The 26,578-nt window shown below is 72.9% G+C and carries 24 protein-coding genes; 15 read left to right on the forward strand and 9 right to left on the reverse strand.

Features of this window, described 5'->3' with window-relative positions; all coding sequences use genetic code 11:
* The 5 genes from Q0994_RS30315 to Q0994_RS30335 all read right to left on the reverse strand — a co-directional run.
* The coding region (locus Q0994_RS30315; protein WP_299541135.1) for an S-adenosylmethionine synthetase N-terminal domain-containing protein at window positions 1-125 on the reverse strand (125 nt) is incomplete at its 3' end.
* Window positions 126-419: 294 nt separating this feature from the next.
* Window positions 420-752, reverse strand: coding sequence for a putative quinol monooxygenase (locus Q0994_RS30320; RefSeq protein WP_299541142.1), 333 nt, complete (start codon window positions 750-752; stop codon window positions 420-422).
* A gap of 80 nt (window positions 753-832) precedes the next feature.
* The gene (locus Q0994_RS30325; RefSeq protein ID WP_299541305.1) at window positions 833-2,011 is read right to left on the reverse strand and encodes a 3-deoxy-7-phosphoheptulonate synthase; all 1,179 of its coding nucleotides are present in this window, start codon (window positions 2,009-2,011) and stop codon (window positions 833-835) included.
* A gap of 151 nt (window positions 2,012-2,162) precedes the next feature.
* The gene (locus Q0994_RS30330) at window positions 2,163-2,861 is read right to left on the reverse strand and encodes an O-methyltransferase (RefSeq protein WP_299541144.1); all 699 of its coding nucleotides are present in this window, start codon (window positions 2,859-2,861) and stop codon (window positions 2,163-2,165) included.
* 50 nt (window positions 2,862-2,911) lie between these two features.
* A complete protein-coding gene (locus Q0994_RS30335; protein WP_299541147.1) occupies window positions 2,912-3,679 on the reverse strand; it encodes a hypothetical protein in 768 nt (255 codons plus the stop codon).
* Between the two features lie 646 nt (window positions 3,680-4,325).
* On the opposite strand from Q0994_RS30335, the gene Q0994_RS30340 reads away from it, so the two are divergent.
* Window positions 4,326-6,017 (forward strand): class I adenylate-forming enzyme family protein, encoded by a 1,692-nt coding sequence (locus tag Q0994_RS30340; RefSeq protein ID WP_299541150.1) that lies wholly within the window; start codon window positions 4,326-4,328, stop codon window positions 6,015-6,017.
* 17 nt (window positions 6,018-6,034) lie between these two features.
* On the opposite strand, the gene Q0994_RS30345 is transcribed toward Q0994_RS30340, so the two are convergent.
* Window positions 6,035-6,937 (reverse strand): LysR family transcriptional regulator, encoded by a 903-nt coding sequence (locus Q0994_RS30345; RefSeq protein WP_363325589.1) that lies wholly within the window; start codon window positions 6,935-6,937, stop codon window positions 6,035-6,037.
* A 143-nt stretch (window positions 6,938-7,080) separates the two neighbouring features.
* Between Q0994_RS30345 and Q0994_RS30350 the strand changes: the two genes are divergently transcribed.
* The 4 genes from Q0994_RS30350 to Q0994_RS30365 all read left to right on the forward strand — a co-directional run bounded on the left by Q0994_RS30350 (window position 7,081) and on the right by Q0994_RS30365 (window position 10,655).
* Entirely contained in the window at window positions 7,081-8,499 is a 1,419-nt protein-coding gene (locus Q0994_RS30350; protein WP_299541156.1) for a DHA2 family efflux MFS transporter permease subunit, read from the forward strand.
* A gap of 61 nt (window positions 8,500-8,560) precedes the next feature.
* Window positions 8,561-9,169 (forward strand): VOC family protein, encoded by a 609-nt coding sequence (locus tag Q0994_RS30355; protein ID WP_299541159.1) that lies wholly within the window; start codon window positions 8,561-8,563, stop codon window positions 9,167-9,169.
* Window positions 9,166-9,423 (forward strand): hypothetical protein, encoded by a 258-nt coding sequence (locus Q0994_RS30360; RefSeq protein ID WP_299541162.1) that lies wholly within the window; start codon window positions 9,166-9,168, stop codon window positions 9,421-9,423. Before Q0994_RS30355 ends, Q0994_RS30360 begins: the two co-directional genes overlap by 4 nt.
* Window positions 9,420-10,655 (forward strand): FAD-dependent monooxygenase, encoded by a 1,236-nt coding sequence (locus Q0994_RS30365; protein ID WP_299541165.1) that lies wholly within the window; start codon window positions 9,420-9,422, stop codon window positions 10,653-10,655. The genes Q0994_RS30360 and Q0994_RS30365 overlap by 4 nt, the downstream gene beginning before the upstream one ends.
* A 66-nt stretch (window positions 10,656-10,721) precedes the next feature.
* Here the strand turns inward: Q0994_RS30365 and Q0994_RS30370 are convergent, their stop codons facing one another.
* The 3 genes from Q0994_RS30370 to Q0994_RS30380 all read right to left on the reverse strand — a co-directional run bounded on the left by Q0994_RS30370 (window position 10,722) and on the right by Q0994_RS30380 (window position 13,672).
* Complete coding sequence (locus Q0994_RS30370; RefSeq protein ID WP_299541168.1) at window positions 10,722-11,591, reverse strand: LysR family transcriptional regulator; 870 nt, start codon at window positions 11,589-11,591, stop codon at window positions 10,722-10,724.
* A 664-nt stretch (window positions 11,592-12,255) separates the two neighbouring features.
* Window positions 12,256-12,882 (reverse strand): class F sortase, encoded by a 627-nt coding sequence (locus Q0994_RS30375; RefSeq protein ID WP_299541307.1) that lies wholly within the window; start codon window positions 12,880-12,882, stop codon window positions 12,256-12,258.
* Between the two features lie 67 nt (window positions 12,883-12,949).
* Window positions 12,950-13,672 (reverse strand): hypothetical protein, encoded by a 723-nt coding sequence (locus tag Q0994_RS30380; RefSeq protein WP_299541171.1) that lies wholly within the window; start codon window positions 13,670-13,672, stop codon window positions 12,950-12,952.
* A 348-nt stretch (window positions 13,673-14,020) separates the two neighbouring features.
* Here Q0994_RS30380 and Q0994_RS30385 point away from each other — a divergent pair, with 348 nt between their 5' ends.
* From Q0994_RS30385 to Q0994_RS30430, 10 genes are all read left to right on the forward strand, one after another.
* Window positions 14,021-14,668: a DUF998 domain-containing protein gene (locus Q0994_RS30385; RefSeq protein WP_299541174.1), complete on the forward strand. Its 648-nt coding sequence runs from the start codon at window positions 14,021-14,023 to the stop codon at window positions 14,666-14,668.
* 611 nt (window positions 14,669-15,279) lie between these two features.
* The gene (locus Q0994_RS30390; protein ID WP_299541176.1) at window positions 15,280-15,999 is read left to right on the forward strand and encodes an IclR family transcriptional regulator; all 720 of its coding nucleotides are present in this window, start codon (window positions 15,280-15,282) and stop codon (window positions 15,997-15,999) included.
* 637 nt (window positions 16,000-16,636) lie between these two features.
* The gene (locus Q0994_RS30395; protein ID WP_299541178.1) at window positions 16,637-18,400 is read left to right on the forward strand and encodes a hypothetical protein; all 1,764 of its coding nucleotides are present in this window, start codon (window positions 16,637-16,639) and stop codon (window positions 18,398-18,400) included.
* Window positions 18,397-19,251, forward strand: a complete 855-nt coding sequence (locus tag Q0994_RS30400) for a hypothetical protein (protein ID WP_299541181.1) — start codon at window positions 18,397-18,399, stop codon at window positions 19,249-19,251. The genes Q0994_RS30395 and Q0994_RS30400 overlap by 4 nt, the downstream gene beginning before the upstream one ends.
* Entirely contained in the window at window positions 19,248-20,249 is a 1,002-nt protein-coding gene (locus Q0994_RS30405) for a membrane dipeptidase (protein WP_299541183.1), read from the forward strand. Before Q0994_RS30400 ends, Q0994_RS30405 begins: the two co-directional genes overlap by 4 nt.
* A 355-nt stretch (window positions 20,250-20,604) precedes the next feature.
* Window positions 20,605-22,251 (forward strand): ABC transporter substrate-binding protein, encoded by a 1,647-nt coding sequence (locus tag Q0994_RS30410; RefSeq protein WP_299541187.1) that lies wholly within the window; start codon window positions 20,605-20,607, stop codon window positions 22,249-22,251.
* A gap of 4 nt (window positions 22,252-22,255) precedes the next feature.
* A complete protein-coding gene (locus Q0994_RS30415) occupies window positions 22,256-23,374 on the forward strand; it encodes an ABC transporter permease (protein ID WP_299541190.1) in 1,119 nt (372 codons plus the stop codon).
* Window positions 23,371-24,264 carry an ABC transporter permease gene (locus Q0994_RS30420; protein ID WP_299541193.1) on the forward strand — a complete coding sequence of 298 codons (894 nt, stop codon included), beginning with the start codon at window positions 23,371-23,373 and terminating at the stop codon, window positions 24,262-24,264. Before Q0994_RS30415 ends, Q0994_RS30420 begins: the two co-directional genes overlap by 4 nt.
* Entirely contained in the window at window positions 24,261-25,523 is a 1,263-nt protein-coding gene (locus Q0994_RS30425) for an ABC transporter ATP-binding protein (RefSeq protein ID WP_299541196.1), read from the forward strand. The genes Q0994_RS30420 and Q0994_RS30425 overlap by 4 nt, the downstream gene beginning before the upstream one ends.
* The gene (locus tag Q0994_RS30430; protein ID WP_299541199.1) at window positions 25,520-26,563 is read left to right on the forward strand and encodes an ABC transporter ATP-binding protein; all 1,044 of its coding nucleotides are present in this window, start codon (window positions 25,520-25,522) and stop codon (window positions 26,561-26,563) included. Before Q0994_RS30425 ends, Q0994_RS30430 begins: the two co-directional genes overlap by 4 nt.
* Window positions 26,564-26,578 lie beyond the last annotated feature (15 nt).

Below are 26,578 nucleotides of genomic sequence, written 5' to 3' on the forward strand. Positions count from 1 at the left end.
ACGGCCACGCGCGAGGCGGGGTCCTCGCGCAGGAGCGCGTCGAGAATCGTGTCGCTGATCTGATCAGCGATCTTGTCGGGGTGACCCTCGGTCACGGACTCGGAGGTGAAAAGACGACGGGACACAAGGCTCCCTCGGGTTGCGGCGGCTGCCGGCTGGGGCGGGGCTGGGGGCGGGCCCGGTGAGGTCGCCGGGCCTGCCGGGAACGGACTTCGTCCGGAACACCGCATCCGTGCCCGCCCGCGGGCCGCCGCCGTGGGTAGGCGCGGCGGCCCGCGTGGGGGAGGACGGGACGCCGTCGTCCGGCACGTGGCCGGACGACGGACATTCGGTCGCCGGAGGCCTTCGTCCGGACCGGGGACGGGCCCGTGCGGCCCGTTCCGTACCGGCCCGGAGGGGGGCGGCGGAGAACTCCCGGCTCAGCTCTCCGGGTGGTGGAGGGCGTACACCGTGTAGGCGTGCGCGTCGGGCTTGGCCAGCTCCGCCGCGCGCTCCCGGACGGCCTGGATGTCGGGGTCACCCAGCGCGGCCTTGATGTCGGCCTTGCTGCGCCACTGCGCGATGTACAGGAGCCGCTTGCCGTCGTTGCTGGTGAGGAGGTTCACCGAGAGGCATCCCGGCCGGTGCCGGATGTACTTCTCGGCGCCCTCGCTCATGACCTCGGCGAGTTCCTTCTGGTTCTCCGGATCGACGTCGAAGACGTTGATCATGAAGGCCGCGCCGTCCTCGGCGCGGATGACGGTCTCACTCATGGTGGTGTTCCTTTCTTCGGGACGCGGCACACGCGTGGGACAGGCCCGGCGGGCGCCGGGCGTGCGGCGGGTGCCGGATTTCAGGCGGGCGGGTTGGCCCACGCACGAGCCACCTCGACGGCCTGCGCCGGGTTGAGGCGGGGATCGCAGTGGGAGGACAGGGCGCGGGATGGCCCGCGGGGGCCGGCGGCGGCGTCCACCTCCGAGAGGTCGTCGCCCCAGACGCATTCGGTGACGTCGTGCGGTGTCGTCTCCAGATGCAGGCCGGCGGGCGTTCCGCCGGCCCCGGTGACCGCCTGCAGGAATCCGCGGACCTCGGCGAGGATCGCGGCCATCGGGCGGACCTTGGTACCGGCGGGCGAGGTGGCGGTGTTGCCGTGCATGGGGTCGCACAGCCACGCGACGCGGTGACCGGCCGCGCGCACGGCGGCGACGAGCGGCGGGAGCGCGGTGGCGACGGCCCCGGCTCCCATCCGGGCGATGAGGGTGAGCCGGCCGGGCTCGCGGTTCGGATCGAGGCGGGCGCACAGCGCGAGCAGATCGTCCGGCCGTGTCGTGGGTCCGACCTTGCACGCCACTGGGTTGGCCACCTGGGACAGCATCATGGCGTGCGGGCCGTCGGGCTGCCGGGTCCGCTCGCCGATCCACGGCAGATGGGTGGAGGCCAGCAGGATGTCTCCGGTGACGGTGCGGCGCAGCAGGGGCAGTTCGTAGTCGAAGACGAGTGCCTCGTGGCTGGTCCACACCGGGGCGCCGGTGGGCGGCATCCAGGCGCTGGTGCGCTGCCGCAGGTAGGTGACGGCCCGGAACGCCGCGTGGTAGCAGTCCAGCATCCGCGTCGGATCGGCCCGGCGCGCGGCGGGAGTGGGTTCCGGCCCGTTGACCAGATGGCCCCGGTAGACCGGCAGTTCGACCCCGTCGACCGTCTCGGTCGTCCCGCTGCGGGGCTTGGCGAACTGCCCGGCGATGCGTCCGACGCGTACGACCGGCTTGCCGGTGCCGGCCACCATCACACCGGCCAGTGCGTCGATCAGCCCGGCCTTGCGCATGACCGCCCAGGGCTCGCACTCCGCCGGGTCCTCGGCGCAGTCCCCGGCCTGGATCACCAGGTACTGGCCGGCCGCGGCCTCGGCGAGCAGGGTCCGCAGCAGGCGGACCTCCTCCCAGGTGACCAGGCCAGGCAGTCGGGCCAGTTCGGCGCGCATGGCCGCGGCCTGTACGGGGTCGTCCCAGACCGGCTGCTGCTCCGCCGCGCTCAGGTCCCAGGGGTACTCCCCGTCGAGTTCGACGAACGGACCCTCGGTGCCCAGCGAGGGCAGCGAGTAGCCGATTCTGGTCGGGGCGCTCACGTGTGGCCTCCTGGCGGGAGGAACCGGGGGCGTGGGTCTGTTCGCACGTCGTCGCCCCCCATCAGATCGGGAGCTCGCCGGACGGCAGCCGACGGGCCATCGTCAGACCGTCGGCGAGCGGCAGCATGACCAACTGCACGCGGTCGTCCCTGCGGGCGTGCTCGTTGAACGCCCGGACGGCGGCCGGCTTCGCGGAGGGTTCGTCGTCGATCACCTCGCCGTTGAAGAGCGTGTTGTCGACCAGCAGGAGCGCGCCGGGCCGCAGCCGCGGGACCAGCTCTTCCCAGTAGCTGATGTAACCCGGTTTGTCCGCGTCGATGAACGCGAGGTCCAGGTGCGGTTCGGCGGGCATCGCGCGCAGGGTGTCCAGCGCGTCCCCCAGCCGCAGCTCGATGCGGTCGGCCACTCCGGCACGGGCCCAGAAGCCGCGGGCGAGAGCCGTCCATTCGGCGGAGACGTCGCAGGTGATCAGTGAGCCGCCGGGCGGCAGCCCGCGAGCCAGGCAGAGCGAGGAGTACCCGGTGAAGGTGCCCACCTCGACGATGTCGCGCGCTCCGAGCAGGCGTACCAGGAAGGTCAGCAGGGCGCCCTCCTCCGGCGCGACCGTCATGTGCGCCTGATCGGGTACGGCCTTGTGCGTGAGCTCGATCAGCTCGGCGAGCACCGCGTCGGGCGTCATTCTTCCCTGGTCGAGGAGGTAGTCGTGGAGTTCGGGGGTGAGGGCCAGATTCCTGGCGGTCAGTATGTCGTTCCGCAACACAATGTGCTCCTGGGTGCGTGGAGGAAGGGAACTGGGGGCCGGGACGGTTCTCAGAGCTGTGCGACCTGCTCGGTGCGGCGCCACGCGGTGTAGGCGTGGCGGACGGCCTCGGTCTCCCGGGGAATGCGGGAGGTGAAATCCCGGAGGTCGCCGGCGCAGTGCAGTTCGAACCGGCGCCGGCGGGCGGGCCGCGTGTGGTCGCGTACGAAGTACATGACCGTCGATCCCCGCGGGCCCTCGTGGGGGTTGTGGCCGCCGCCCTCCCACAGCAGTCCGGCATCGGCGCGCCAGGCGGCGACGAGGCTCTCCAGCACGGGCGCGGTCGGACGGCCGAACACGAACGCGGTGTGCTGCTCGAAACCTTGCTCGGCCTCGGTCTCCTCGATGCGCCGGTCGAACGCCGTGCTGTCGCGGGGGAAGAGGAACACCTCGACCGAGGCGTGCCGCGCCCCGTCCGGCAACTCGGGCCGTATGCGCGTGATGTGTACGCGGCACTGGGCCGGATCGAGTCCGTAACGCTCACTCAGTCTTCGGCGGACCACGGTGCTCGGCACGGTGGGGATCGGTGCGAGACCCCGCTCTTCCAGATGACGCAGGCCCGAGGCGAGAGTGCTCGGGAACAGCAGCACGGCGCAGTGGTCGAACACACAGTTCCGCTCGGTCAGAGCGGCGGCGTTCCCGTCGGTCTCCACCGGGGCGAGCAGCGACGCCGCCGGCGCGGTCCATGCGGAGCGGGCGTCGCGGATCGCGTCCTGGAGGCGTTCCAGGTCGACGGCGGAGAAGGCGCTTTCCTTCTCCGTTGCATGGGCGGATCGCATGTGTTCATTCGCTTTACCGGAAGGGCGGGAATCGGACATGGATACCTCCTGCGTCGGGGCCGTCGACATTCTGGGGCGGTTCTCATTCGCTCAGCAAGACCACCTGTGGTCGCAAAACCAAGAAATGCTCGACTGGAACCGAGCCGGCCCCGGAAACGTAGCGGATCCTTCGGGAAAACGCGATGGTTCGCTTTTACCGATGGGGCCCATCGGTATCACCGAACGGCTTCGCCCGAGCCGGGCCCAAGGAGGGTCCGGGACGGGCTTCCCGCTCGTCCGCATTCGATTCTCTTACCGATCCGGCGCCCAAAAGGGACAGGTGGGCGCGCAATTGTGCGTGCCAGCACTCATCTGCACGGATCGGTAGGGGCATGGTTCGGCCCAGCCGATGCGACGGATCGGCTGGGCCGAACCCGCGCGCGTGGAGGCCTGAAAATCCGTGTCGGACGCCGGCCGGCGTCGGTGGGATAAAGAATTCTAATTATCCCTCCCGGGCGGCCGGTATCACCATTATTTATGGGGGACTGCCTGGACGATTCCCTCGACCGCGGTCCACAATCCGTGTCGGCAATCCCGCACATGTTCGTTCTGCCGCAGACGGAGGATCTTCGTGAGTACTCCCCACCCGGAATCGACGACAGCGCCCGTGACGTTCACCGAAGCCCTGGAACGGGCCGCGGCCCGTGGCACGGGACCCGCCGTGTGGGACGGCACCGGGTGGCGCTCCTGGCAGGACTGCCGGCTCCAGGCCGAACGGACCGCCGGGGCGCTGGACCGGTGGGGACTGCGGGCCGGAGACGTTCTGGCGACCCAGCTCCCCAACTCGTGGGAGCTGGTGGTGCTGCACGCGGCCACGGCCCGACTGGGCGCCCTGCTGCTGCCGTTGCACGCCAACTACGGCACGCACGAGGTGCGGTCGCTGATCGAGCAGTCCGGCGCCGTCGCGCTGGTGGCGCGCGGTTCGCACCGCGGCCGGGACCGCGTGGCCGACCTGGTCGCCCTGCGCGGGCACTGTCCCTCCCTTCGGCAGGTCTGGATCTCCTCCGCGCACTCCCCGGACCCCGGCGCGCCCGGACCGGGGACGGCCGGTCTCCCGGACTCGTCCGCGCTGCTGGACGAGGCCCCGGACCCGGGCAGCGGCCCGGAGCGCCTCCCGCAGGACCCGAACGCGCCGCTGATGCTCCTCGCCTCTTCCGGCACGACCTCCCGCAGACCCAAACTGTGCGTGCACAGCCACGCGGGACTGCTCGGCAACGCGGCTGCCGTGGCGCGGGACGGAGGTCTCGGAGCATCGGACACGGTCGTCTCCGCGAGCCCGCTCAGCCATGCGTTCGGCCTGCTCTCGGTGCACCTGGCACTGGTCACCGGTGGCCGTGTCGGCCTCTTCGAGGGGTGGGACGCGCGGCGCTTCGTCGAGGTGCTGCGCGCCGCGTCGGCGACGGCGGCGTTCGCGGTCCCGGCCCAACTGCGGGATCTGCTGTTCGTGTTGCGCGAGGAGATGCCCGGCGGCGGGACCCTGGCCGGCCTGCGGGAGGTGCGGACCGGTGGTGCTCCCGTCCCCCGCGAACTGGCCGAAGAGGTGCGGCGCGCGACGGGCGCCCACCTCGTCGTGCAGTGGGGGATGACGGAAGTCGGGGCCGGTACCTTCACCCGCCCCGGCGATCCGCCCGCAGCGGCCTCCACCATCGGGCGGCCGGTCTCCGGCGCGGAGGTCAGAGTGGTGGGCCGGGACGGAACCCCCGTCGAGCCTGGCGGGACCGGCGAGCTGCAGTACCGCAGCCCCTACCTGTTCCGCGGATACCACGGCGCCCCGGAGCTGACCCGCGCCGCGCTCACCGCCGACGGCTGGCTCCGCTCCGGGGACCTGGCGGCACTCGACCCGGACGGCTCGGTCCGTTTCCGGGGGCGCGCCGACGAACTGATCAACCGGGGCGGGCTGAAGTTCAGCGCGTCGGAGGTGGAGGAACTCCTCGACGATCTTCCGCAGCTGGCCCAGCACGCGGTGCTGGGACGCCCGGATCCGCGCCTGGGGCAGCGCTCCTGTCTGGTGGCCGCGCTCCGCGACGGCGCCGGCGGCCTGACGCTGGGCGAGGTGACCGCCCACCTGTCCGGCAAGGGGCTGGCCACCTACAAGCTGCCCGAGCAGTTGGTGATCGTGGACGCCCTGCCGACGACGGTCACCGGCAAGATCGCCCGCTCCCGGCTGAAGGCGATGCCGCTGCCCCCGCTCGCCGAACCGCGGGCCGCGGCGCCGGTCCCCGGGGCCGCCGTGCCGACGGGCGTGCCGGGGTCGCGGCCCGCTCCGGCGGCACCCGAACCGCAGGCCGTGCGGCCGTGACGGGGCGCAGCCCGCTGTCAGCCGCCCAGTTGCTTGCGCAGCACCGCCTGGAAGCCCGCCAGACTGGGGTTCGCGGAATTGCGGTCGAGCCACGTCATGGTCACCGTGGTGCGCAGATCGGTGTCGCCGACCTCCACGACGGCCACCTCACCCCGGTCGGCCTGCCCGCGCACCGAGATCAGCGGAAGCAGCGCGCAGCCCATCCCGGCCGCCACGCAGGCGCCGAGTGTGCCGATGCCGGAGACCTCCGCGATCGGTTCCTTCGACGGCGTGGAGCCGAAGGTGTTGTCGTACATCTCCCGGAATCCGCAGCCGCGTTCCGTGGCGAGGAACGGTTCCGCCACCAGCTCGTGCAGGGCCGCCCGTCCGCGTTCCGCGAGGCGGTGGTCCGGAGGCACGATGACGACCAGGGGCTGTTCGGCCAGGGTCTCGAAGCGCAGACTCGCATCGGCCGGCGGGTCGCCGAAGGTCAGACAGAGGTCCAGATCGCCCCGCCGCACCGCCTTGTACAGCGCGCCGCGGCTGTCCTGCCCCACCCGTACCCGGGACTGCGGGTAGAGCGAACGGTAGTACGAGAGGACGGCCGGCAGCAGGTGCAGTCCCACGGTCTCCAGCGTGCCGATGGCCAGTTCCGAACCGGGCCGGGAGACCGCCCACCGCGTCTCCTCCAGAAGCTTGAGAATTCGGTCGGTGTACTCCGACAACACCGCGCCCTGCGGCGTCAGTCGGACCCTGCGCTGCGACCTGTCCAACAGGTCGACGCCCAATTCACGCTCCAACGACTGGATTTGGTCACTCACGCTCGACTGGGCGTAGTGCAGTTCACGGGCCGCCTGCGTGACGCTGAGTGTTCGAGCCACCGTTTCGAACGTCCGAAGATGCCGCAACTCCATGCTTGTGCCCCTCAGTTGCCGAACCATCGGCCGTACCGATGGCACTCATAGGGTATTCCCTCCGCCACAGCCGTCAATTCCGCTTCTGCGTCCGCTTGAATCAGGAGTCCGTCCCCGAGGGCCCGGCTCCGGCGACGGAAAGACCGATTTTTCAACCGAGGAGAAAACACATGGCAACGCAGGCGGAACCGCAGCGGGCTTCCGTCCCCGGCGAGGAACCGACCGGCAAGCCCTCGCGCACTCTGCTGGTGGGGCTTTCGCTCGGCTACTTCATGGTGCTGCTCGACATGACCATCGTCTCGGTCGCGCTCCCCGCGATCTCCCGTGATCTGCACATCGGGCTGAGCGGGCTGCAGTGGGTCACCAACGGCTACACCATCACCTTCGCCGCACTGCTGCTGACGGCGGGCTGGCTGTCCGACCGGTACGGCGGCAGGCGGACCTTCCTGTGGGGCCTCGTGGCGTTCGGCGTGCTCTCCGGAGTGTCCGCCGCGGCGACGACGCTCAACGCGCTCGTGGTGCTGCGCCTGGCCCTCGGCGTGGCGGGGGCACTGCTGCTCCCGGCCTCGCTGGCCGTGATCACCAACGCGTACACCGACGCGGCCGAGCGGGCGCGGGCGGTCGGCTCCTGGGCCGCGATCACCGGCGCCGCGCTCGCCGCCGGCCCGCTGGTGGGCGGCGTCCTGACCGACACGGTCGGGTGGCGCGCCATCTTCCTGATCAACGTCCCGCTGGCCGTGATCAGCCTGGTCATCACGGTGCGACTGGCACCGGAGACCGCGCGCAAGCAGCGCAGCGGCCTCGACCTGACCGGACAGCTCAGCGGCGTGGTCGCCCTGGCGGCGCTGGTGTACGCCCTGATCGAGGGCCCCGCCAAGGGCTGGTCGGACGCCGGCGTGCTGATCGCCTTCGCGCTGACGTTGGTCGCGGTGGTGACCTTCCTGGTCGCCGAGGCGCGCGCCGGTGACGCGGCGATGCTGCCGCTGCGCATGTTCCGCAGCCGTGGGTTCTCCGCCGCGCTGGCCGCCGGTCTGCTCGCCAACTTCGGTCTGTCCGGGCTCCTGTTCGTGCTGTCGCTGTTCTTCCAGGAGAGCCGCGGTTACTCCTCCTTCAGCGCCGGACTCGCCTTCCTTCCCCTGACCCTGCCGACCGCCTTCAACCCGATCTACACCGGCCGGCTGGTCGGCCGCATCGGCCCGCGCCGCCCCGCGACGATCGGCTTCGTCCTGATGGGGGTCGGCGCACTGCTCCAGGCGCCGTTCACCGGTGACTCCGCCGTCGACTTCACCGTCACCGTGGTGGGTCTGCTTGCCTTCGGGTTCGGGATCTCCTTCGCCCTGCCCGCCCTGGTCGCCGGGATGGCGAGCTCCATCCCGACCGACCTCGCCGGCATCGGGGCGGGGGCACTCAACTCGGCCCGACAGGTCGGCGCCTCACTCGGCGTCGCCGCCCTCGGCGTGATCCTGAACCTCGCCCCGACGAACGCCGAGGGGACCCGGTGGGCCCTGGTCGCCGGCGGGGCGGCCCTGCTGGTGGGAGCCCTCATCGCCGGTAACGGTCTGCGCGGAAAGACCACCGCGGCACGCTGACCCGCCGCACCGGTGGCACGCCGGTCCCTGCCGTCCCCGCCCCTACGCACGAGGAGGAACATTGGAGACCGCATCACCGTCCCCGTCCCCGCAGGCCTGGCAGCCGGGTCTGCGCCTGGACGGCGTCGACCATCTGGCCTTCGTCACGTGGAGACCGCGTGCCACCCACGAGTTCTACACCCAGGCCCTCGGCATGCCCCTCGTCCACGCCATCACGGCGACCGGCTGGGTCACCGAGGACTACCCGGACTTCGTGCACTTCTTCTTCGACATGGGCCGGGGGAACCGGATCGCGTTCTTCTACTACTTCGGCCTGCCGGACGAGGAACCGCCGAGCGACCTGATGCACCGCTCCCGCCACGTCGCCTTCCACGTGGACACCGAGGAAGAACTCCTGGCGTGGCGGGACCGGCTGAAGGCCCACGGGGTCAGGGTCACCCGGCCGATGGGGCACGAGCTGATCGAGTCGATCTACTTCGACGACCCCAACGGCATCCAACTGGAGATCACCCGGCCGCTGCGCGAGATGTCCGGGATCGACGCGCGCGACGCGGAGCTGACCCTGGCCGCCCTCGCCGACGTCGCGGAGTCGTCCAACCCCTCGGCACAGGCGCTGTGGCGTCGGAAGGCCGAACTCATACGCAAGAACGCGGAGGTGCCGGGCGCATGACGGTGTCGGTGTACGTGCTCGACGTACCGGAGTTCGACCCGGTGGTCCACACCGCGCGAACCGCCGGGATGGACGTCGACCGGGTCGGTGATTACCTGCGGTTGACCACCGGGGGCCGCGAAGTGGTCCTGCGCCGCGAGGAGACCGGCATGCGGCCTGCCCTGTGGCACGCCATGCTGACGGGCGGTCTCGACGGCCGCATCGTCTCCTTCACGTCCGAGGCCGTTCACCTGGCCGAGGAGGAGGGGGCATGAGCAGCGGCACGGGACCGACGCCCCGTCATCCGGTGCTGGTCGTCGGCGCCGGTCCGGCCGGCCTCGGCGCCGCGCTCGCGCTGCGCGCCGCCGGTCTGCCCGCCGTGGTCCTGGACAAGCGCGTCCAGGACACCGTGCGGCCCGGCAGCCGGGCCGCGTACCTGCACGGAGCGTCACTGCGCGAGCTCGAGCGGCTCAGCCCGGGGCTGGGTCACGAGATAGCCGGCCATGGCCTGATGTGGTCCACCAAGCGGTCGTTCTGGGACGGGCGCGAGATATACGCGCGGACCTATCCGACGTCGGACCGCGAAGGGCTGCCGCCGTTCACCAGCCTGCCGCAGGTGCGGACGGAGGACCTGATGGCCACCGCCTGCGACAAACAGGGGGTGGAGTTCCACTGGGGCGTCGAGGTGACGTCGGCCGAGAGCGGCCCCGACGGCGTGCGGCTGGTGGACGCCTCGGGCGCCGAGTGGCGGGCGGACTACGTGATCGCGGCGGACGGGTCGCGCTCGCCGCTGCGGTCCGCCATCGGCAGTCCGCTGGAGGGGCCGCGCTCGCGCAACACCTTCGTGGTGGTGGACCTCGACGACGACCCCGCGCACCCGCTGCCCGTGGAGCGGGTGTTCCACTACCACCACCCGGGCGCCGGTGGTCGCAACGTGCTGATCGTCCCGTTCGCCGGCGGCTGGCGGGTCGACCTCAACCTCTTCGTGGACGACGACCCGGAGGAGTTCATCTCGCCCGAAGGACTGCGGCGCTGGATCCCCGGGGTCATGCCGCGGTCCTACGGCGAGCGGGTGCGCTGGGTGTCCACCTACCGCTTCGCCCAGCAGGTGGCCGCCACCTTCACGGACGCCCACCGTCGGGTCCTGCTGACGGGAGAGGCGTCCCATCTCTTCGCACCGTTCGGGGCGCGGGGCATGAACTCCAGCATCCCCGACGCGGTCCGGGCGGTGGAGGCCGTGCGGGCGGCCCTGACGGCGGAGAACCCCGTCGCGGCGCGCGCGGAGATCGTCCGCTTCGCCGACGAGCGCAAGGAGGCCGCCGAGTACAACCGTGCCTGTGCCGCCGCGGCGCTCGACCACATGCTGGCGGAGCGCCGTTCGGTGCGGTTGCGGCGGCGGGCGGCCGCCGCGCTGGCCTCGGCCGGACTCAGGGCGGGGGCCTGGCTGGACGCCGCGCCCTACGGACCCAAGCTGGTCCAGCGGGGCGCGGCCCGGACCTCGTACTGACCCGCCCGGTGCGGCCGGTACACCCCCGTCCCCCGGGGGTGTACCGGCCGCCCCGGCCGGCCGGCCTCACAGCGGTACGAGGGGCAGATCGCTGAGCGTCGCCCGGGCCACGGCGCGCGCGGCCTCCCGGACGGTTTCACCGGCCGTGGCGGAGAAGCCCAGGTGGACGAGGAGGGGTTCCGGCGGGGGGCCGAGGACCTGGGCCGGGGTCGGATGCAGCGAGGGGTGGTTGTGGTGGGTGTCGGCGGGCAGGGCCGTGTAGGCCAGGCCCGCCTGCACGGAGGCGCGGATGGACAGCGGGTCGGAGCACCAGGGCACCGAGTGCCAGGCGACCCCGTGCTCGGCCAGCGTGTCGATGATCCGTACGCTCAACGCCGAACGCTCGCTGACGAACGCCATCGGGAAGCTCTTCCCGGAAGCGAGGGGGGCGTCGCCGAACCAGGCCAGACGGAGCCGGCCCAGCACCTCGCTGCGGGGGGTCCGCGTCCCCAGGAGCAGCGCCGCCTCCAGTTCCCCGAGGGCGAGTCTGTCGGCGAGGGCGGAGCTGAGACCGGTGGTCATCGCGCACCGCAGGTGCGGCCGTTCCGCAGCGAGCCGGCCGAGCATGTTCCGCAACCCGTCGGCGAGGTGCACCGAACACCCCATGCTGAACGACTGATCGCTCTGTATCGCGGACAGTTTGCTGAGGACTTCGCCGTTCAGCATGAGGACCCGGCGCGCATGGGCCACCAGTTCCCGGCCGACCGGCGTGAGCTGCAAGGGGCGTTTGTCGCGCTGGAACACAGGGGCTTGGACAATCGATTCCAGGCGCTGCATTTGTTGACTCACCGTCGGCTGTGTCACGTGCAGTGCCTGTGCCGCGCGGGCGAAGCCGCATTCGTCGACAATGGCCACGAGCGTACGCAGGAGTTTCACTTCGATGTCACGCTGCACCATTGTTCAGCACCTGATTCGGGAGACAAGAGCCGATGTTGTCGCACGCGGACGGTCCAAGAGCGTGCGTCGGCACGTCACCCGCCGCGGACGGCATGCCGGTCGGGCGACGGCCCGGTCTTTCCGGGTGATACGCGCTCCGGGCGATCGGATCGGGAGCGCAGGGAGCGCGAGTGGCCCGCCGCCGGAAGGAATGGCGTCCCGCGCATTCTCCGGAGGGTCTCGACGGCAGGTGGGAGTAGCGACAGAACACAGTACGGCCCCCGTGGCTATGTCTCCGGTTTCGCGGTCGGCCCCATCCTCACATAATCACTCAGTTGTGCGACATTCGTATCCGCGCTCACGCGCCCCCGATGCCCGTATTGTCTGCCAGATTTGACTTTCCCCATACCTGGCACGGCAGTTCCTCGCCAAGGCGCGCAATATCGGCCACCACGGCCGATATTGATGAGCACGGACGGACAGTTTCATTCCCGGCGCTTTCCCGGGGGACGGTTCTCGGGTCCGGGAGCGGGGCGTACCGTGCCGTCGCTCCTGGCGGGACCGGGCCCCGCGGGGCCGCACGGGCCGCCCGCACAGGCCGTTCGTACAGGCCGTTCGCACGCGGAAGGCCGGTACCTCGCCCCCGAGGTACCGGCCGGTCCGTGCGGTGCGGCGGGCCCGGTGGTCAGGCCGCCTTCTTCGTGAGGGACGTCAGGTGGGCGAAGACGACGACGTTGGCCGAGTAACCGGCCTTCTTGTCGAAGCGTCCGCCGCACGTCAGGAGCCGGAGCTCCGGGCGCCCGGTGGCCCCGTACACCTTGTCGTCCGGGAACTTGTCCTTCCGGTACGTCTCGACCCCGTCGACGGTGAACACCGCGGTCTTCCGGTCCGCCCGGGTGACCTTGACGGTGTCACCGCGCCGCAGGGCGTTGAGGTTGAGGAAGATCGCGGGTCCGGTCCGGGTGTCGCGGTGACCGACCATCAGGGAGGTTCCCGCCTCACCGGGCGAGGGGCCCTTCTGGTACCAGCCCACCTGGCGGGGCCTGTTGAGCGGTGGGGCCCCGAGCCGGCCCTTCGCGTCGAGGCCCAGTCCGACGACCGGGGCCTCGATGAAGAGCGCGGGCACGGCGACCTTCAGCGGCCGGGAGGGTGCCAGGGGGGTGTGGGAGACCGGTACCTCCCGCGGTGGTGCGTGCGGCGCCCGCCGGAACGGCGGGGCACCGCCGCCCGCGGCGTCGCTGCCGTGGACGACGGTTTCCGGCGGGGTGTCCGAACCGGCCCAGACGATGCCGGTCACCAACGCGCAGGCCAGGCTCAGCGTCGTCGTGAGACGGACCGCGCGGCTCGGCCCGCGTCGTCGCGGCCTTCGGCTGCGGGCGTCAGGCCTCGTTGCGGACACGACGGCGGGTGCTCCGGCGGACCATGACCAGACCCGCGATCCCGGCGGCGCCGGCGGCGAGCGCGGCGGTGGTCCCGACGCTGGAGTCGCTGGAGGCGCCGACGTTGGCCATCTCCGGGACGCCGCCGCCACCGGCCGGAACCGCGCCGGACGGCTTCGTCCAGCTGCCCTGCTCCGAGCCGCCCTGCTCGGAACCGCCTTGCTCGGAGCCGGACTGCGACGATCCCGACTGCGACGAGCCCTGCTCGTTGTTGCCCTCCGAGCGGCTCCCGCCCTGGCCGCGCTGCGAGCAGTCGACCTCGAAGCTCTTCTGCTTCGGGCCGGCCGGGGTGACCCACACGAGCTGGTACGTGCCCTCGGGGAGCAGGTAGGCCTGGCTGCGGGCCTGACCGTTCACCAGGGGGAGGGTGCCCAGGAGGGTGTTGCCCGGCGGCACGGTCGGCGGCTGCTCGGTGATCGTCCAGGCCACGGCCGGGAACGACTCGAAGTTGCTCGCGGAGAGCACGAAGGTGCAGACCTCGACCCCAGCACGGTCGCCGCGCGAGTGCCAGCCGACCGACGCGATGTCGATGGTGCCGCTGTCGCCGGGGAGGGCCTGGGCGACCGGGGCCGCGACCAGGGTCGCGCCGACCGCCGCCGCGGCGGCGGCCATCAGTCCGCCGGTGCGGGCGCTACGGGAACGGAGGGAAGCGGACATGCGCATGCTGGGCTCCTTCGAAGCCGGAGTGATTGTCGTACTGATCACCTGATCGCCTAAGGGTTGACATGGATCGGCGCGAGAACGCGGCGTGACACGATAAAAATCAGATAAGTGCCCCGTTCGGCCCAGTGCGGCCGGGGCCGTCGCGCCTCTGGTGGCCTGTCGCGCGGGAAAAGGGCAGGTGGGTGGCGCGCTTCGGTGGACGCACGCGCGGGGTGCGGTCGCGTCGGGTCCCGTGCCGCAGCCGGCACCCCGGTCACTTTCCGTAGTGTGCTGCGGCCGGTCGGACGGATCGCCGCGTTTCCGCGTGTGCTTCCGGCGGCGCCGGGCCCGGCGTTCTACCGTGCTCCGGTGCGATCCGTCCCCCGGTGGGTTCTGTTCTCCTCGGTCTCCGCTCCGCTCCTGCTCGTCGCCGGCTGGTCGATCGCCGAGGTGCTGCAAGGGCCCGGCTACGATCCGGCCACGGCGACGATCAGCCTCCTCGCCGCCGACGGGGCGGGTGGCTACTGGGTGATGACCTCGGCCCTGATCGCGCTCGGCACCTGCCACGTGGTCACCGCCTGCGGTCTGCGGCCCGCGGCCCCGGCCGGACGGATGGCGCTGGCGGGCGGCGGAGTCACCGCGATGCTGCTCCCGGTCTTCCCGGCGCCGAGCAGCGGCGGCTCGTTCGCCCACGGGGTCGTGGTGGCGGTGGGCTTCTCGCTGCTGGCGCTTTGGCCGGTCCTCGCGGTACGACGCCGCACCGCGCTGCTCGCCCGGCGTACGCGGCAGGCCGTTGCCGCGGGCCCCGGTGCCGAAGCCTCGCCCCTCGCGGCCACCGCACCCTGGGGGTTGCGGATCGGCCCGTCCGCCGCGGCGAGCGCCCTGATGTGGCTCGGCGGGGGCTGGTTCCTACTCGCCCTGCTTGTCCTGGACACCGCAGGTGCGGCCGAGCGGGTCCTCACCTTCGCCCAGTCGTTCTGGCCGCTCGTGGTCGTTCTGTCCTGCGTGCGGCGCTGACGTCTCCCTGCGGGCGGCGAGTTGAGGGCGGAGAGGTGAGGGCGGGGAGGTGAGGGCGGGGACGCGGGGCCGGTGGGGTGGTACCGGGGGTGCGGACCCGGTGGGGCGGTGCCGGGGAGGGGCGCTCGCCCCGGCGGTACGGGGCGTGTGCGGGGAGTTGGGCGCCCCTGGTTTCTCGTGCTCCAGCGGGGTCCGCGGGTTGCTTCGGCAGCGGTGCGGTGGACGTCCGGTGGTCCGACCTCTTCTCGCCTCCGGGAGGCGTGGACGGAGGTTCGGGTGGCCCCGAAGTCGGGTGTCCGGCGCGTCTTCTTATGGAAGACGGATTCCTGATCGCCATCCTCCCACCGGAGACGCTCCTCCGGTGGCGTCTCCGTATGGAAGGCGGATCGCATCCATCGTCGAGTGCGCCCCGGCGGACGTAATTCCTCGTGAGGCCTTCGATTTCCAGGCTGTCTCGCGCTGTTCGCCAGTGAATCGAAAGTTCTTCCGCCTCTCTGGGTTCACTGACGGGCCGTCGGATGTTTTTCCGCCAAAGGGCATTGACTGCTTCGTGAATGCGCTGCCACAGTGTGGTGTCTCATAAGAGACGGTGTCCTCCTATAGGAGACAGAGTGGTAACGCAGATCCTCACCTCCTCGCTCAAGACGTTGGAGGTCCTCGCCGCCCTCGCCGACGAGCCCCGCGGCGTGGGCGCCTCCGAGCTGGCGCGCCGTATCGGCGGGAACCGGGGCTATGTGCACCGGCAGTTGGTGACGCTGTGCGCCGGCGGCTGGATCGAGCAGGCCGAGGACGGGACCTACCGGCTCAGCCTCCGGGTCTCCCGGCTCTCAGACGCGGCGTTCACGCAGGCGGGGCTCGGCCACCGGGCCACCGCCGCGCTGGAGGAACTCGCGGCCGAGGTGGACGAGACGGTCTCGCTGGCCGTGCTCGACGGCGACTCGGCGCGCATCGTGCAGCGGGTGGAGGTCGACCGGCTGCTGCGGGTCGACGCCCGGATCGAGGCGCGGATGCCGATCTCCGACACCGCCTCCGGCCGGGTGCTCACCGCATGGGCGCTGCCGCACGACCTCGACGCGCTCCGGGACGCCGGCGTACCCACCGCGACGGACGAGGAGTTGGAGCACATCCGGCGCGACGGGTACGCCCTCTCGCTGCCCAACCGGCTGGAGCCGACGGTGGCCGTGGCCGCGCCGGTCTTCGACGCACGGCGGCGGGCGCTGGCGGCCCTGTCCGTGGTGGGCCCCATGGTCCGGTTCGACGCGGAGGCCGCCGCGGCGTCCACCCTGGCCTGCGCGGCCAGGGTCACCGCCATCGTCTCCGGGCGCAGATGACCGCCCACGGCCCGGCCCGGACGCACCCCGGCCCCGGGGCGGGTCGGCCGCCCGGGCCTCGGGGGAGTAGCAGGAGCAACACCCGCACCTCTCGCACCCGCGGATAAAGGAGCACTCGCACCAACAGGCACTATCCGCACCAACGGCACCACTCACACCAGACGCACCACCCGCATCACCCGCATTACCAAGCACCACCCGCACCATCAGGTATCACCGCCACACCCGCCCACCGGCGCCACCGGCCCCGACCGGGGTGCGCGTCGTGAAGCGTCGCCCCTCACCACCGGCGGCGGCGCGTACGGGCAACACCATCGGGCCCCGCCATCGGCCCCCGGACCCGGTCTCCCCGGGCCCTGCCGGGACCCGGCAGGGCCCGCCCCCCCCACCGGACGGGCCGCGCCGCACCCCGTGCCCGACCGGGAGCGCATCCCGGCCCGGCCCGTGTGCCCGCGACCGGATGACGCCGGGCCGACCGCCCCCGCCGGACCTCCGGCCGAACAACCCCGAACCATCGCAAAGCCACTCCCAGAGCCACCCACAGACCCCCCGGCGGCCGCCCCCGCAGGCCGCCCGCGCCGACCGCTCTCCCGCGGCCGGCGCCGCACAGCACCACTCGTGAGAAAGGAACCTCCCCGTGGCATCTCAGCCCACCCGGGACGGGACCGGCAGCCGGCCGGCCGCCGAGATCATGACCCCCTCCGCCCTGTCCTCGTTGCAGGCCGGGCGCCTCTCCTCGGCCCGGTCCCTGGTCAACCGGATGCTCCGGGAAGGCTGGCGCGTCGAGCGCCGTTCGCTGACCGTCGAGGCCGACGGCAGCGGAGAGGCGGTCTACCGCATCCACACCGCCGACCGGGTCATGGACTTCGTCGCGTTCGCCTTCCCGCCGTCGTCGCAGGAGCGCACTCTGCGCATTTTCGACCTGGGCTGGGACATGATGGGCGCGCTGATGGACGGCCCGGCCACCGCGGAGGACGTCGAGCACACCCGCAACGAGATGCCGCGGCTCTACCACGGCCGGGCCACCGGGCACACCCTCACCTGGTGCCGCGCCAACCGCTCGCTGCGGGTCTTCGAGCACGTGGTGGAGGCGCTCGCCGGGGGGCAGCAGCCGGACACCGTGGCGCTCGCCCGCGTCGGCTACCTGATGCGCAACATCGGCCTCGACGGCAACGGCACCTTCGGCACCCGCACCTTCCTCGCGTACGGCGAGGACCACCCGCTCGCGGTGCCGTACCACGCCCAGTTGCTGTCCGCGTACATGATGCGCGAGCTGAGCGCGGACCTGGTCGAGGCGATGGCCGCCCGCCGCTCCGGGCAGGCCGTGGCGCTCGACCCCGAGGTGCGCCGCTTCCTGGGCGTCGGCAACAGCTCGGCGCTCGGCCTGGTGCTCTGGGTCGGCAACCACCCCGTGCTGGTGGACCGCTGGATCTCGCTCCGCGAGCAGGCACTCGCCCACGGCCGCGCGCTGCCGGCCGCCCCCGGCTCCGCCGTCGCGGACACGCTGGTCTCCCTGCTGGAGCGGGCCGCGGTCTACCAGGGCGAGGACGTCAACGAGTACACCTGCTTCACCCCGGCCGACCGGATCGTCGCCGACCTGCGGCTGGTGCTCGACGCGGTCGCGGCCCGCGCCGCCGCCGCGGCGGCCGGGGGCCGGGTGCCGACCGTCGGGGAACTCACCGACCGCGTCGAGGGCGTCTGTCCCGAGGCGGCCGAAGTCGTCAACTCCGTCCTCACCGAACTGGACCCGGCCGAGTCCGACCGGCTCGCCGCCGGCCTCACCATCAGCGAAACGTTCCGCCGGGACGGCTCGACGACCGCCGGGGCGCTGCGCGACCTGCTCGCCGACCGCTACGCCTGGGCGCTCGCCGTCGACCGCACCGCCCCCGGGGCGACCGCCCACACCTGGTACAAGTCGCGCTCCGCCGAGGAGCCGCGCTGCGGCGCGACCGAGGAACTGCCCGAGGGCACCGTCGACCTCACCGTGGACATCCCCGGCATGGTCCAGGAACTCGACGGCGTCCTCGCCGCCGAGGACCCGGCGCTCCCGGTCGGACGCCTGCTGGCCCGCCGCCCCGACCTGCGCTCCGCCGTCGAACGGCTCCAGACCCTCGCCCCGTACGACTACGCGCTGCCGCACGCCAACATCCGCGACGCCGCCTTCGTGCCGGCCCAGCTCATCCGGCTGGCCAACGCCGCGCTCTACGGCCTGGAACGCACCAAGGACTACCTCGGCCGCGACCTGCGCGGCGTCATCTTCCAGGGCGCCCCGACCGCGGCCGACCTCGACGCCGCCGACCGCGACCGCCCCTGGTTCTGGCCCTCCGTCCCGCGCCCGGCCGACACCGTCACCCTCGACGCCACCGCGCCCCGCCCCGCCCCGAACGGAGCCTCCCGATGACCTCCGCCACCCTCACCACCGGCGCCGAGGGCGCCGCCGACCGCCTCGGCCGCACCCGGCAGAACGCCTCCGACCGCGAGACGCTCCACCTCTCCCTGCGTGAACTGCGCCTGATCACCGAGCGCCTCCTCCAGGCGCAGGGCCTCGCCCTCGGCGCGGTGCCCGCCGTGCGCGACCTGGTGCTGCACGCCCAGGCCGCCGGCCTGCCCGCGCTGCAGTTCCTCGCCGACCGGCTGACCGCCGCCGACCGGGCACACGCCGGCCGGGTCGAGATCGCCGCCGAGACCCCCGGCGCGCTCGTCGTGGACTGCCTCGGCCAGAGCGGCCTCGTCGTCGCCCCCGCCCTGCTCGACCTGCTCCAGGCCGAGCCCGGCGAGCGGGTCGTGCTCTGGGCCGGTCACCTCGAACGGGCCCAGCTGGTCGCCGTCCTGGAGCACCAGGGCACCGACCGGGGCGTCGTCCTCACCGTCACCCCAACCGCCGCCCCCGCCGCCGGGCTGCCCGAGGTCCCCGGGGAACTGGCGGGCGACGGCGTCCTGCTGGTGATGGAGCGCCGGGCGCCCGAACTGCCCGACGACCCCGAACTACGCCGTCTGCTGCCGCTGGTGGGCTCGCTGCCCGCCGCCCGCGCGGTGCGCACCGGCATCGAGACGCCCACCGCGTTGTGGTGGTCCCTCTTCGAGGACTCGGCCGGCGCCCTGTCCCCGGAGTCGGTCACCTCCCTCAAGCACGCGGGCGCCACCGCCGTCGACGACAACGGCGTGATCGAACCCGACCTCACCGACGACGTGGACTTCGTCGGCGACACCTCCGGGGCCACGGCCACCACCGACGAAAAGGAGCAGCGATGAACATCGACGGACTCGAGTGCGGCATCTTCAACCGGACGGTCTTCGAGGAGCTGCGCGCCGGCCGCGTGGACTGCGTGACCAACACCATCGCGTTCTGGGAGAACGCCGCGGAGACCATGCAGGCGCTCGCCGACTGGTACGAGCTGGAGCGCGACAACTCCGACCTGATCCGCATCGCCTACTCGACGGCCGACATCGAGGCGGCCGCCGCCGAGGGCCGCACCGCGGTCCTCATGGGCACCCAGAACGCGTCCCCGATCGAGGACCGGCTCGACCACATCGAGCTGTTCGCCCGCATGGGCCTGCGCGTCATGCAGCTCACGTACAACATCCAGAACACGCTGGGCGCCAGCTGCTACGAGACGACCGACGCGGGCCTCACCCGCTTCGGCCGCAACGCCGTCGCCGAGATGAACCGCTGCGGTGTCGTGGTCGACTGCTCCCACGTCGGCGACCGCACCTCGTACGACGCGATCCACGCCTCCGCCGTGCCGGTCGCGATCAACCACGCCAACCCGCGCGAGTTCTTCGACCACGCCCGCAACAAGCGCCCCGAGGTCATCGACGCCCTCGCGGAGCGCGAGGGGGTGCTCGGCCTGACGATGTACCCGAACATCGCGGGCGACTGGTGCGCGTCGGTGGAGAGCTGGAGCCAGCTCGTCGCCCGCACGGTCGAGCGCATCGGCATCGACCACGTCGGCGTCGGCTCCGACCTCGGCCGCTTCCTCACCGAGGAGCACATGGTCGAGATGCGCAAGGGCCACTGGACCCGCGGCCCCGAGTACGGGGCCGGCAAGCCCGGCCAGTCGCCCGTGGTGCCCGACCCCGAGTGGTTCGAGACCGCCGCGCAGTTCGGCAACATCCCCGACGGACTGGCCAAGGTCGGCTTCTCCGCGGAGGAGATCGCCAAGCTCTGCGGCGGCAACTGGCTGCGCCTGTACCGGCAGACCATCGACGTCGACCTGCGGGCCGGCGTCCCCGTCGCGGCCGGCGCCTGACCGCCCACCGGCGCCTGACCGTTCTCCGGTCCTGACCCGTCCCCGGTCCGGCGGCCGGCGCGAAACCGCCGCCGGACCGGGGACGGTGGGCCGGCCCGCCGGGGGAGCGACGACGCTCGCGCCCCACCGGCCGCCCGGACCGGACACCGCGCAGCACGCCCCGGCCGCACCTCCACCCCGAACCCCCGCGGGGTGGAGGTGCGGCCCCGGCGACGGTCCGCCGCCAGCCCGCACGGCGGCGGACCGCGTACCCAGCACCGAACCCCGCGCCTCGGAACGGCCCGCACCCCCGCCGACGCGTCCCACGGGAGACCCCCCGCCTCCTCCTTGCCCGTCTCTCCGAGCGGAGACCCACGTGTCCCACCACCCCAGCAGCCCACCGGCGGGCGGCCCGCCGCCCCGGCGGCGGCGCCGCACCCTCGCCGCCCTCGCCCTGACAGGGGCCCTGACGGCCTCGCTGACGTCCTGCGCGACGGCCGGCGTGTCCGCCGAAGCGGCCCGCGACACCCTCGTCGTCGACACGGCGTTCAACGCCAAGTCCATCGACCCGGCACGCGTCTACCAGCCCACCGACTACCTGGTCGACCACGCCCTGTACGAGACGCTGACCGCCTACGAGGGCGACGACCTGCGCACCCCCGCGCCCGGTCTAGCCGAGTCGTGGACCAACTCCGCCGACGGACGCGCCTGGACGTTCACCCTCCGCGACGACGCCCGCTTCTCCGACGGCACGCCCGTCGAGGCGAGCGACGTGGTGTTCTCCTTCGACCGGCTCCGTCACGTCGACGCGAGCCCCGCCTATCTGATGGCCGGCGTCACCGTGCAGGCCACCGGTCCCCGGACCGTCGTCCTCACCACCGGGACCCCGCGCGCCGACGTCCCCGCGATGCTCGTCACCCCGCAGTTCGGCGTCCTCAACGCCGACGCGGTCCGCGAGCACGGCGGCACCGACGCGAAGAACGCGTCCACCGCGGACAAGGCGGAGACCTGGCTCAACTCCGCGTCGGCGGGCTCCGGCCCGTACCGGCTGAAGAGCTACAGCAGCTCGTCGCAGATCGTGCTGGAGGCCAACCCCGAGTACCACGGCGACGCCCCCGCGTACCGCCGGGTGATCATCCGGAACGTGCCCTCGGCGCAGCAGCAGCTCCTCGGCGTGCAGTCCGGCGACTCGCAGATAGCCCTCGACATCTCCGCCCTGCAGAGCAAGGGCCTGCACGGCGACGGCCTGACCGTCGACGACAGCCGGGCCGCCGAGGTGCTCTACCTCGCCGTCAGCCGTGCCAAGGGGCTGCCCACCGCCTCCGACGACGTGCAGAAGGCCATCCGGACCGGCATCGACTACGAGGGCCTCCTCGAAATCGCCGGCCCCGGCTCCACCCAGGCCACCGGCATCCTGCCGACCGTCTTCACCGGCGGCCTCGGCAAGGAGGACGCCGCCGCCTACGACCCCGAGGCCGCCCGCGCCCTCGTCGCCAAGGCCAAGACGGAACAGGGCCTGAAGAAGATCGAGCTGACCCTCGACTACGCGAGCGACTACCACCGGCTGGCCGGCCTCGACTACGGCGTCCTCTCGCAGCGCATCCAGAGCGACCTGGCGAAGATCGGCATCACCGTCACCCTGCGGCCCTCGCCGACCTCCACCTCGCTCCAGCGGTACGTGGACGGCAAGACGCAGCTCGCCCTGTGGTCCTACCCGCCGGACTACCTCGACCCGCAGAACGTCCTCGGCTTCGCCCCCGGCGACTTCCTCTCCAAGCGGGTCCACTGGCCCGCCGACGACGCCCCCGCACTGGCCGCCCTCACCAGGAAGGCGTACGGCTCGGTGACCGAGGCCGACCGGCTCACCGCCTACCGGGCGTGGAACCGGGCGATGAACGACGGCCCCTTCGTCCCGCTGCTGGAGCCCAACTTCGTCACCGTGGCCTCCTCGAAGGTCACCGGACTGGTCCGCAACCCGCTCTACTACCTCGACCTGGCCGCACTCGGCCGTTCGGACGGGTGACCCCATGACAGACACCGCCCACGGCCCGGCCCTCGCGGACCGCGCCCCCGCCCCGACGGGCCCCCGGCCCGCCGCGGACGCGCCGCGCGCCCGCCGCCGGATGCCCCCGATGCTGGCCTACACGCTCCGGCGGATCGCCTCCTCCGTGCTGATCGTCTTCGGCGTCACCCTGGTGACGTTCCTGCTCAGCTCGGTCGTCCCGGCCGACCCGGCCACCGCCAACCTCGGCCAGCGCGCCCTCGACGACCCCGAGATCGTCGCCCGCTACCGTGCCGAACAGGGCCTCGACCAGTCGCTGCCGAGGCAGTACCTGACCTACCTCGGCAACCTCCTCACCGGCGACCTCGGCACCTCCCAGCAGACCCAGCGCCCGGTCCTCGACGACCTCGGCGAGAAGCTGCCCGCCACCCTCGAACTGGTCGTCGCCGCCACCGCGCTGGCGCTCGTGGCCGGCGTCCTGTTCGGCGTGCTCGCCGCGAAGGGGCGCGGTGGCCGGCTCGACCGGATCGCCCGGATGCTCTCGCTCACCGGCGTCTCGCTGCCGACCTTCTGGATCGGCATGGTCGCCGCCGTGCTGTTCGTCAAGAACCTCGGAATCCTGCCCGGTTCCGGACGGCTCGCCCCCGCCCTCGACCCGCCCGGCCAGGTCACCGGCTTCTACACGGTCGACTCGCTGCTCGACGGCGACCTCGGCGCGTTCGCCTCGGCCGTCGCCCACCTGGTGCTGCCCGCCTCGGTCCTCGCCCTGTCGGTCGTCGGCATGGTGCTGCGCTTCACCCGCAGCGCCGTCATCGAGGCGCTCTCCTCCGACTTCGTGAAGGCCGGCCGTGCCAAGGGGCTGCGCGAACGCGGCGTCCTGTGGGGCTACGCCGTCCGCTCCTCGTCCGGCCAGCTCATCACCGCCACCACCCTCTCCTTCGGCCTGCTGCTCGCGGCGACCGTCTACATCGAGCAGCAGTTCTCCTGGAACGGCATCGGCCAGTACGCCTTCCGCAGCTCGACCAACCTCGACCTGCCCGCCGTGATGGGCGTCTCCATCCTCATCGCGCTGGTCTTCGTCGTGGTCAACCTGCTCGCCGACCTGCTGTACGCCGCCTTCGACCCGAGGATCCGCCTCTCATGACCGCCACCCTCACCCCGGCCGCCGCGCCGGGCCGCAGCAAGCGCCGCCCGGTGGCCGGCGCGGTGCGCCGGGCGCGCGGCAACCCCGCCCAGGCCGTGGCCGTCGGCGTGCTCCTGCTCTGGCTGATCGTCATCCTGCTCGCCCCGCTGCTCGCGCCCCACGACCCGCTCGACCAGAGCGCCGTACCGCTCGAAGGCGCCTCCTCCGCGCACTGGCTGGGCACCGACCCGGCCGGCCGCGACGTGCTCTCCCGCGTGCTGTACGGGGCCCGGCTGTCCGTCCCCGTCGGCCTGCTTCTCGTCACCGCCGCCGCCGTCATCGGCACCCTCGTCGGTCTCGTCGCCGGCTTCTTCGGCGGCTGGGTGGACGAGGCCCTGATGCGCGTCACCGACGTCGTCTTCGCCTTCCCGGTGATCATCCTCGCCATGGCGGTCGCCGCCTCGCTCGGCCCGTCGCTGCCCAACGCCGTGCTCGCCGGCGCCCTCGTCTGGTGGCCCGGCTACGCCCGTACCGTCCGCTCGACCGTGCTGTCGCTGCGCGAGGCCGACTTCGTGCACGCCAACCGGCTCGCGGGCGTCGGATCGGTCCGCTCCATCCTGGTGGACCTGCTGCCCGGCGTCGCCGGCTCGCTGCTGGTCCTCGCCATGCTCGACGTCGGCGGCGCGATCCTGCTGCTGTCCGGCCTGTCCTTCCTCGGCCTCGGCGCCCGGCCCCCGGCCGCCGAATGGGGATCGATGATCTCCGAGGCCTCGCAGTACTTCAACCAGTGGTGGCTCGCGGTCGTCCCCGGCCTCGCCATCGTCACGGTCGTGGTCGCCTTCAACGTGCTCGGCGACGCCCTGCGCGACCGGCTCGACCCCAAGCTCTCGACGGCTGGAGAACGGTCATGAGCGGCGACAGCATCCGCGCCCCTCGCCCCGGTGCCACCACCCCCGCCCCGCACCGGGACGCCACCACGCCCGCGGCCGGCGGAGTGCCGCTGGACTCCAGGGCCGGCACCGGGACCGCGCGCACCGGGACGCCGTCCGCGGGACGCCCCGACGCGCCCGGCACGGCCGAGCCGCTGCTGAAGGTGCGCGGTCTGACGGTCACGCTGCCCCGCGGCGGACGCCCCGTCCGGCTCGTGGACGGCGTCGACCTCGACGTGCGCCCCGGCGAGGTCCTCGGCATCGCGGGCGAGTCCGGCAGCGGCAAGACGGTCACCGGCATGACGCTGGTCGGCCTCGGCCCCGAACGGGCCACCGTGACCGGCTCGGTGACCTACGACGGCCGCGAGATGGTCGGCCTGCCCGAGAAGGAGTGGTCCCGCGTACGCGGCCGGGAGATCGCCGTCGTCTTCCAGGACCCGTCGTCCGCCCTGCACCCGATGCTCACCGTCGGCCGTCAGATCACCGACCACGTCCGCCGCCACCAGGGCCTGGACCGCAAGCAGGCCGCCGCCCGCGCGATCGAACTGCTCGACCTGGTACGCATCCCCGGCGGCGCGTCCGCCGCCGAGCGCTACCCGCACCAGTTCTCCGGCGGCATGCGCCAGCGCATCGCCATCGCCTCCGCGCTGGCCTGCGGCCCCCGGCTGCTGATCGCCGACGAACCGACCACCGCCCTCGACGTCACCGTCCAGGCCGGCATCGTCGAACTCCTCGACGAACTGCGGCGCGAGACCGGCATGGCGATCGCCATGGTTACCCACGACCTCGGCGTCCTGTCCTCCGTCGCCGACCGGATCGCCGTCTTCTACTCCGGCCGCGTCGTCGAGACCGGCTCCGTCGCCGAGGTCATCGGCCACCCCCAGCACCCGTACACCCGGGGCCTGCTGGAGGCGCTCCCGCACGCCTCGCTCGGACAGCGCGCCGCAGTCGGCCACGCCGTGCCGCTGCGCCCCATCCCCGGATCGGCCCCGGCCGCCGACGCCCTGCCGCCCGGCTGCCCCTTCCACCCGCGCTGCGCCGCCGCCTTCGAGGGCTGCGACCGCGACCGCCCGGTCCCGGTCGTCATCGGCCCGGCCCGTACGGTCGCCTGCGCGCTCGCCGAGCCCGGAGTCGTCCGCCCCGCCGGCACCCCTGCCCCCGCACCCGCCGCGGGTGACGCCCCGACCGCCGGCATCCCCGCCGACGCATCCGCCGACGCCCCCGCAAGGAGGGACGCATGACCGCGAACGCCGCCCCGACGGCCGCACCCCTGCTCCGCGTGGACGACGTGGTGGTCGAGTACCCGCGCAAGGGCCACGACCCGATGCGGGCGCTGGCCGGTGTCAGCATGGAGGTCGCCCCCGGCGAGATCGTCGGCATCGTCGGCGAATCCGGCTGCGGCAAGTCCACGCTGGCCCGCGCCATCACCGGACTCGCCCCCGCGCACTCCGGCTCGATCACCTTCGACGGCGCCACGGTCTCCGCCGTGGGCCGCCGCCGGCGCGACCCCGCCCTGCTGCCGCTCCAGATGGTCTTCCAGGACCCGAACGCCTCGCTCAACCCCCGCCGCACCGTGGGGGCCCAGATCGAGGAGGTGGTGGTCGCCCGCGACCGCGCGAACGGCGTCCGGCGCGGCCGCCGCGACCCGGAGGCGGCCCGCGAGGCCGCCGAGGCGCTGCGCCGGGTGGGCCTGCCGGACGGGTCGGCGCGGAAGTACCCGCACGAGTTCTCCGGCGGCCAGCGGCAGCGCGCCGCGATCGCCCGTGCGCTCGCCTCCCGGCCCCGGATGATCGTCGCCGACGAACCGGTGTCCGCCCTCGACGCCTCGGCGCAGGCCGCGGTGGCCAACCTGCTGCGCGACCTGTCCCGCCAGGAGGGCATCGCGCTCGCGTTCATCTCGCACGACCTCGCCGTGGTCGGGGCGCTCGCGGACCGGGTGGTGGTCATGTACCTGGGGCGGATCGTCGAGACGGGCACCGTCGACCAGATCTTCAACGCCCCCCAGCACCCCTACACGAAGGCGCTGCTGGCCGCCGTGCCGGTGCCGGACGGCACCGGGGCGCGTCCGCAGGCGCTGACGGGCGAGGTGCCCGACCCCGGCAGCCCGCCGCCCGGCTGCCGTTTCCATCCGCGCTGCCCGCTCGCCGTCGACCGCTGCCGTACCGACGAGCCCGTCCTCCTGGGCGCCCCGGGCACCACGGCCGGCGGGGACCAGCCGGTCTCACTGGTGGCGTGCTGGGTCGCGCAGCGCCACGAGCCGGCGGTGGTCCCGGTCGGCTGACCGGCCGACCGGCGG

Source organism: uncultured Streptomyces sp. (assembly GCF_947488945.1).
GTDB lineage: Bacteria > Actinomycetota > Actinomycetes > Streptomycetales > Streptomycetaceae > Streptomyces.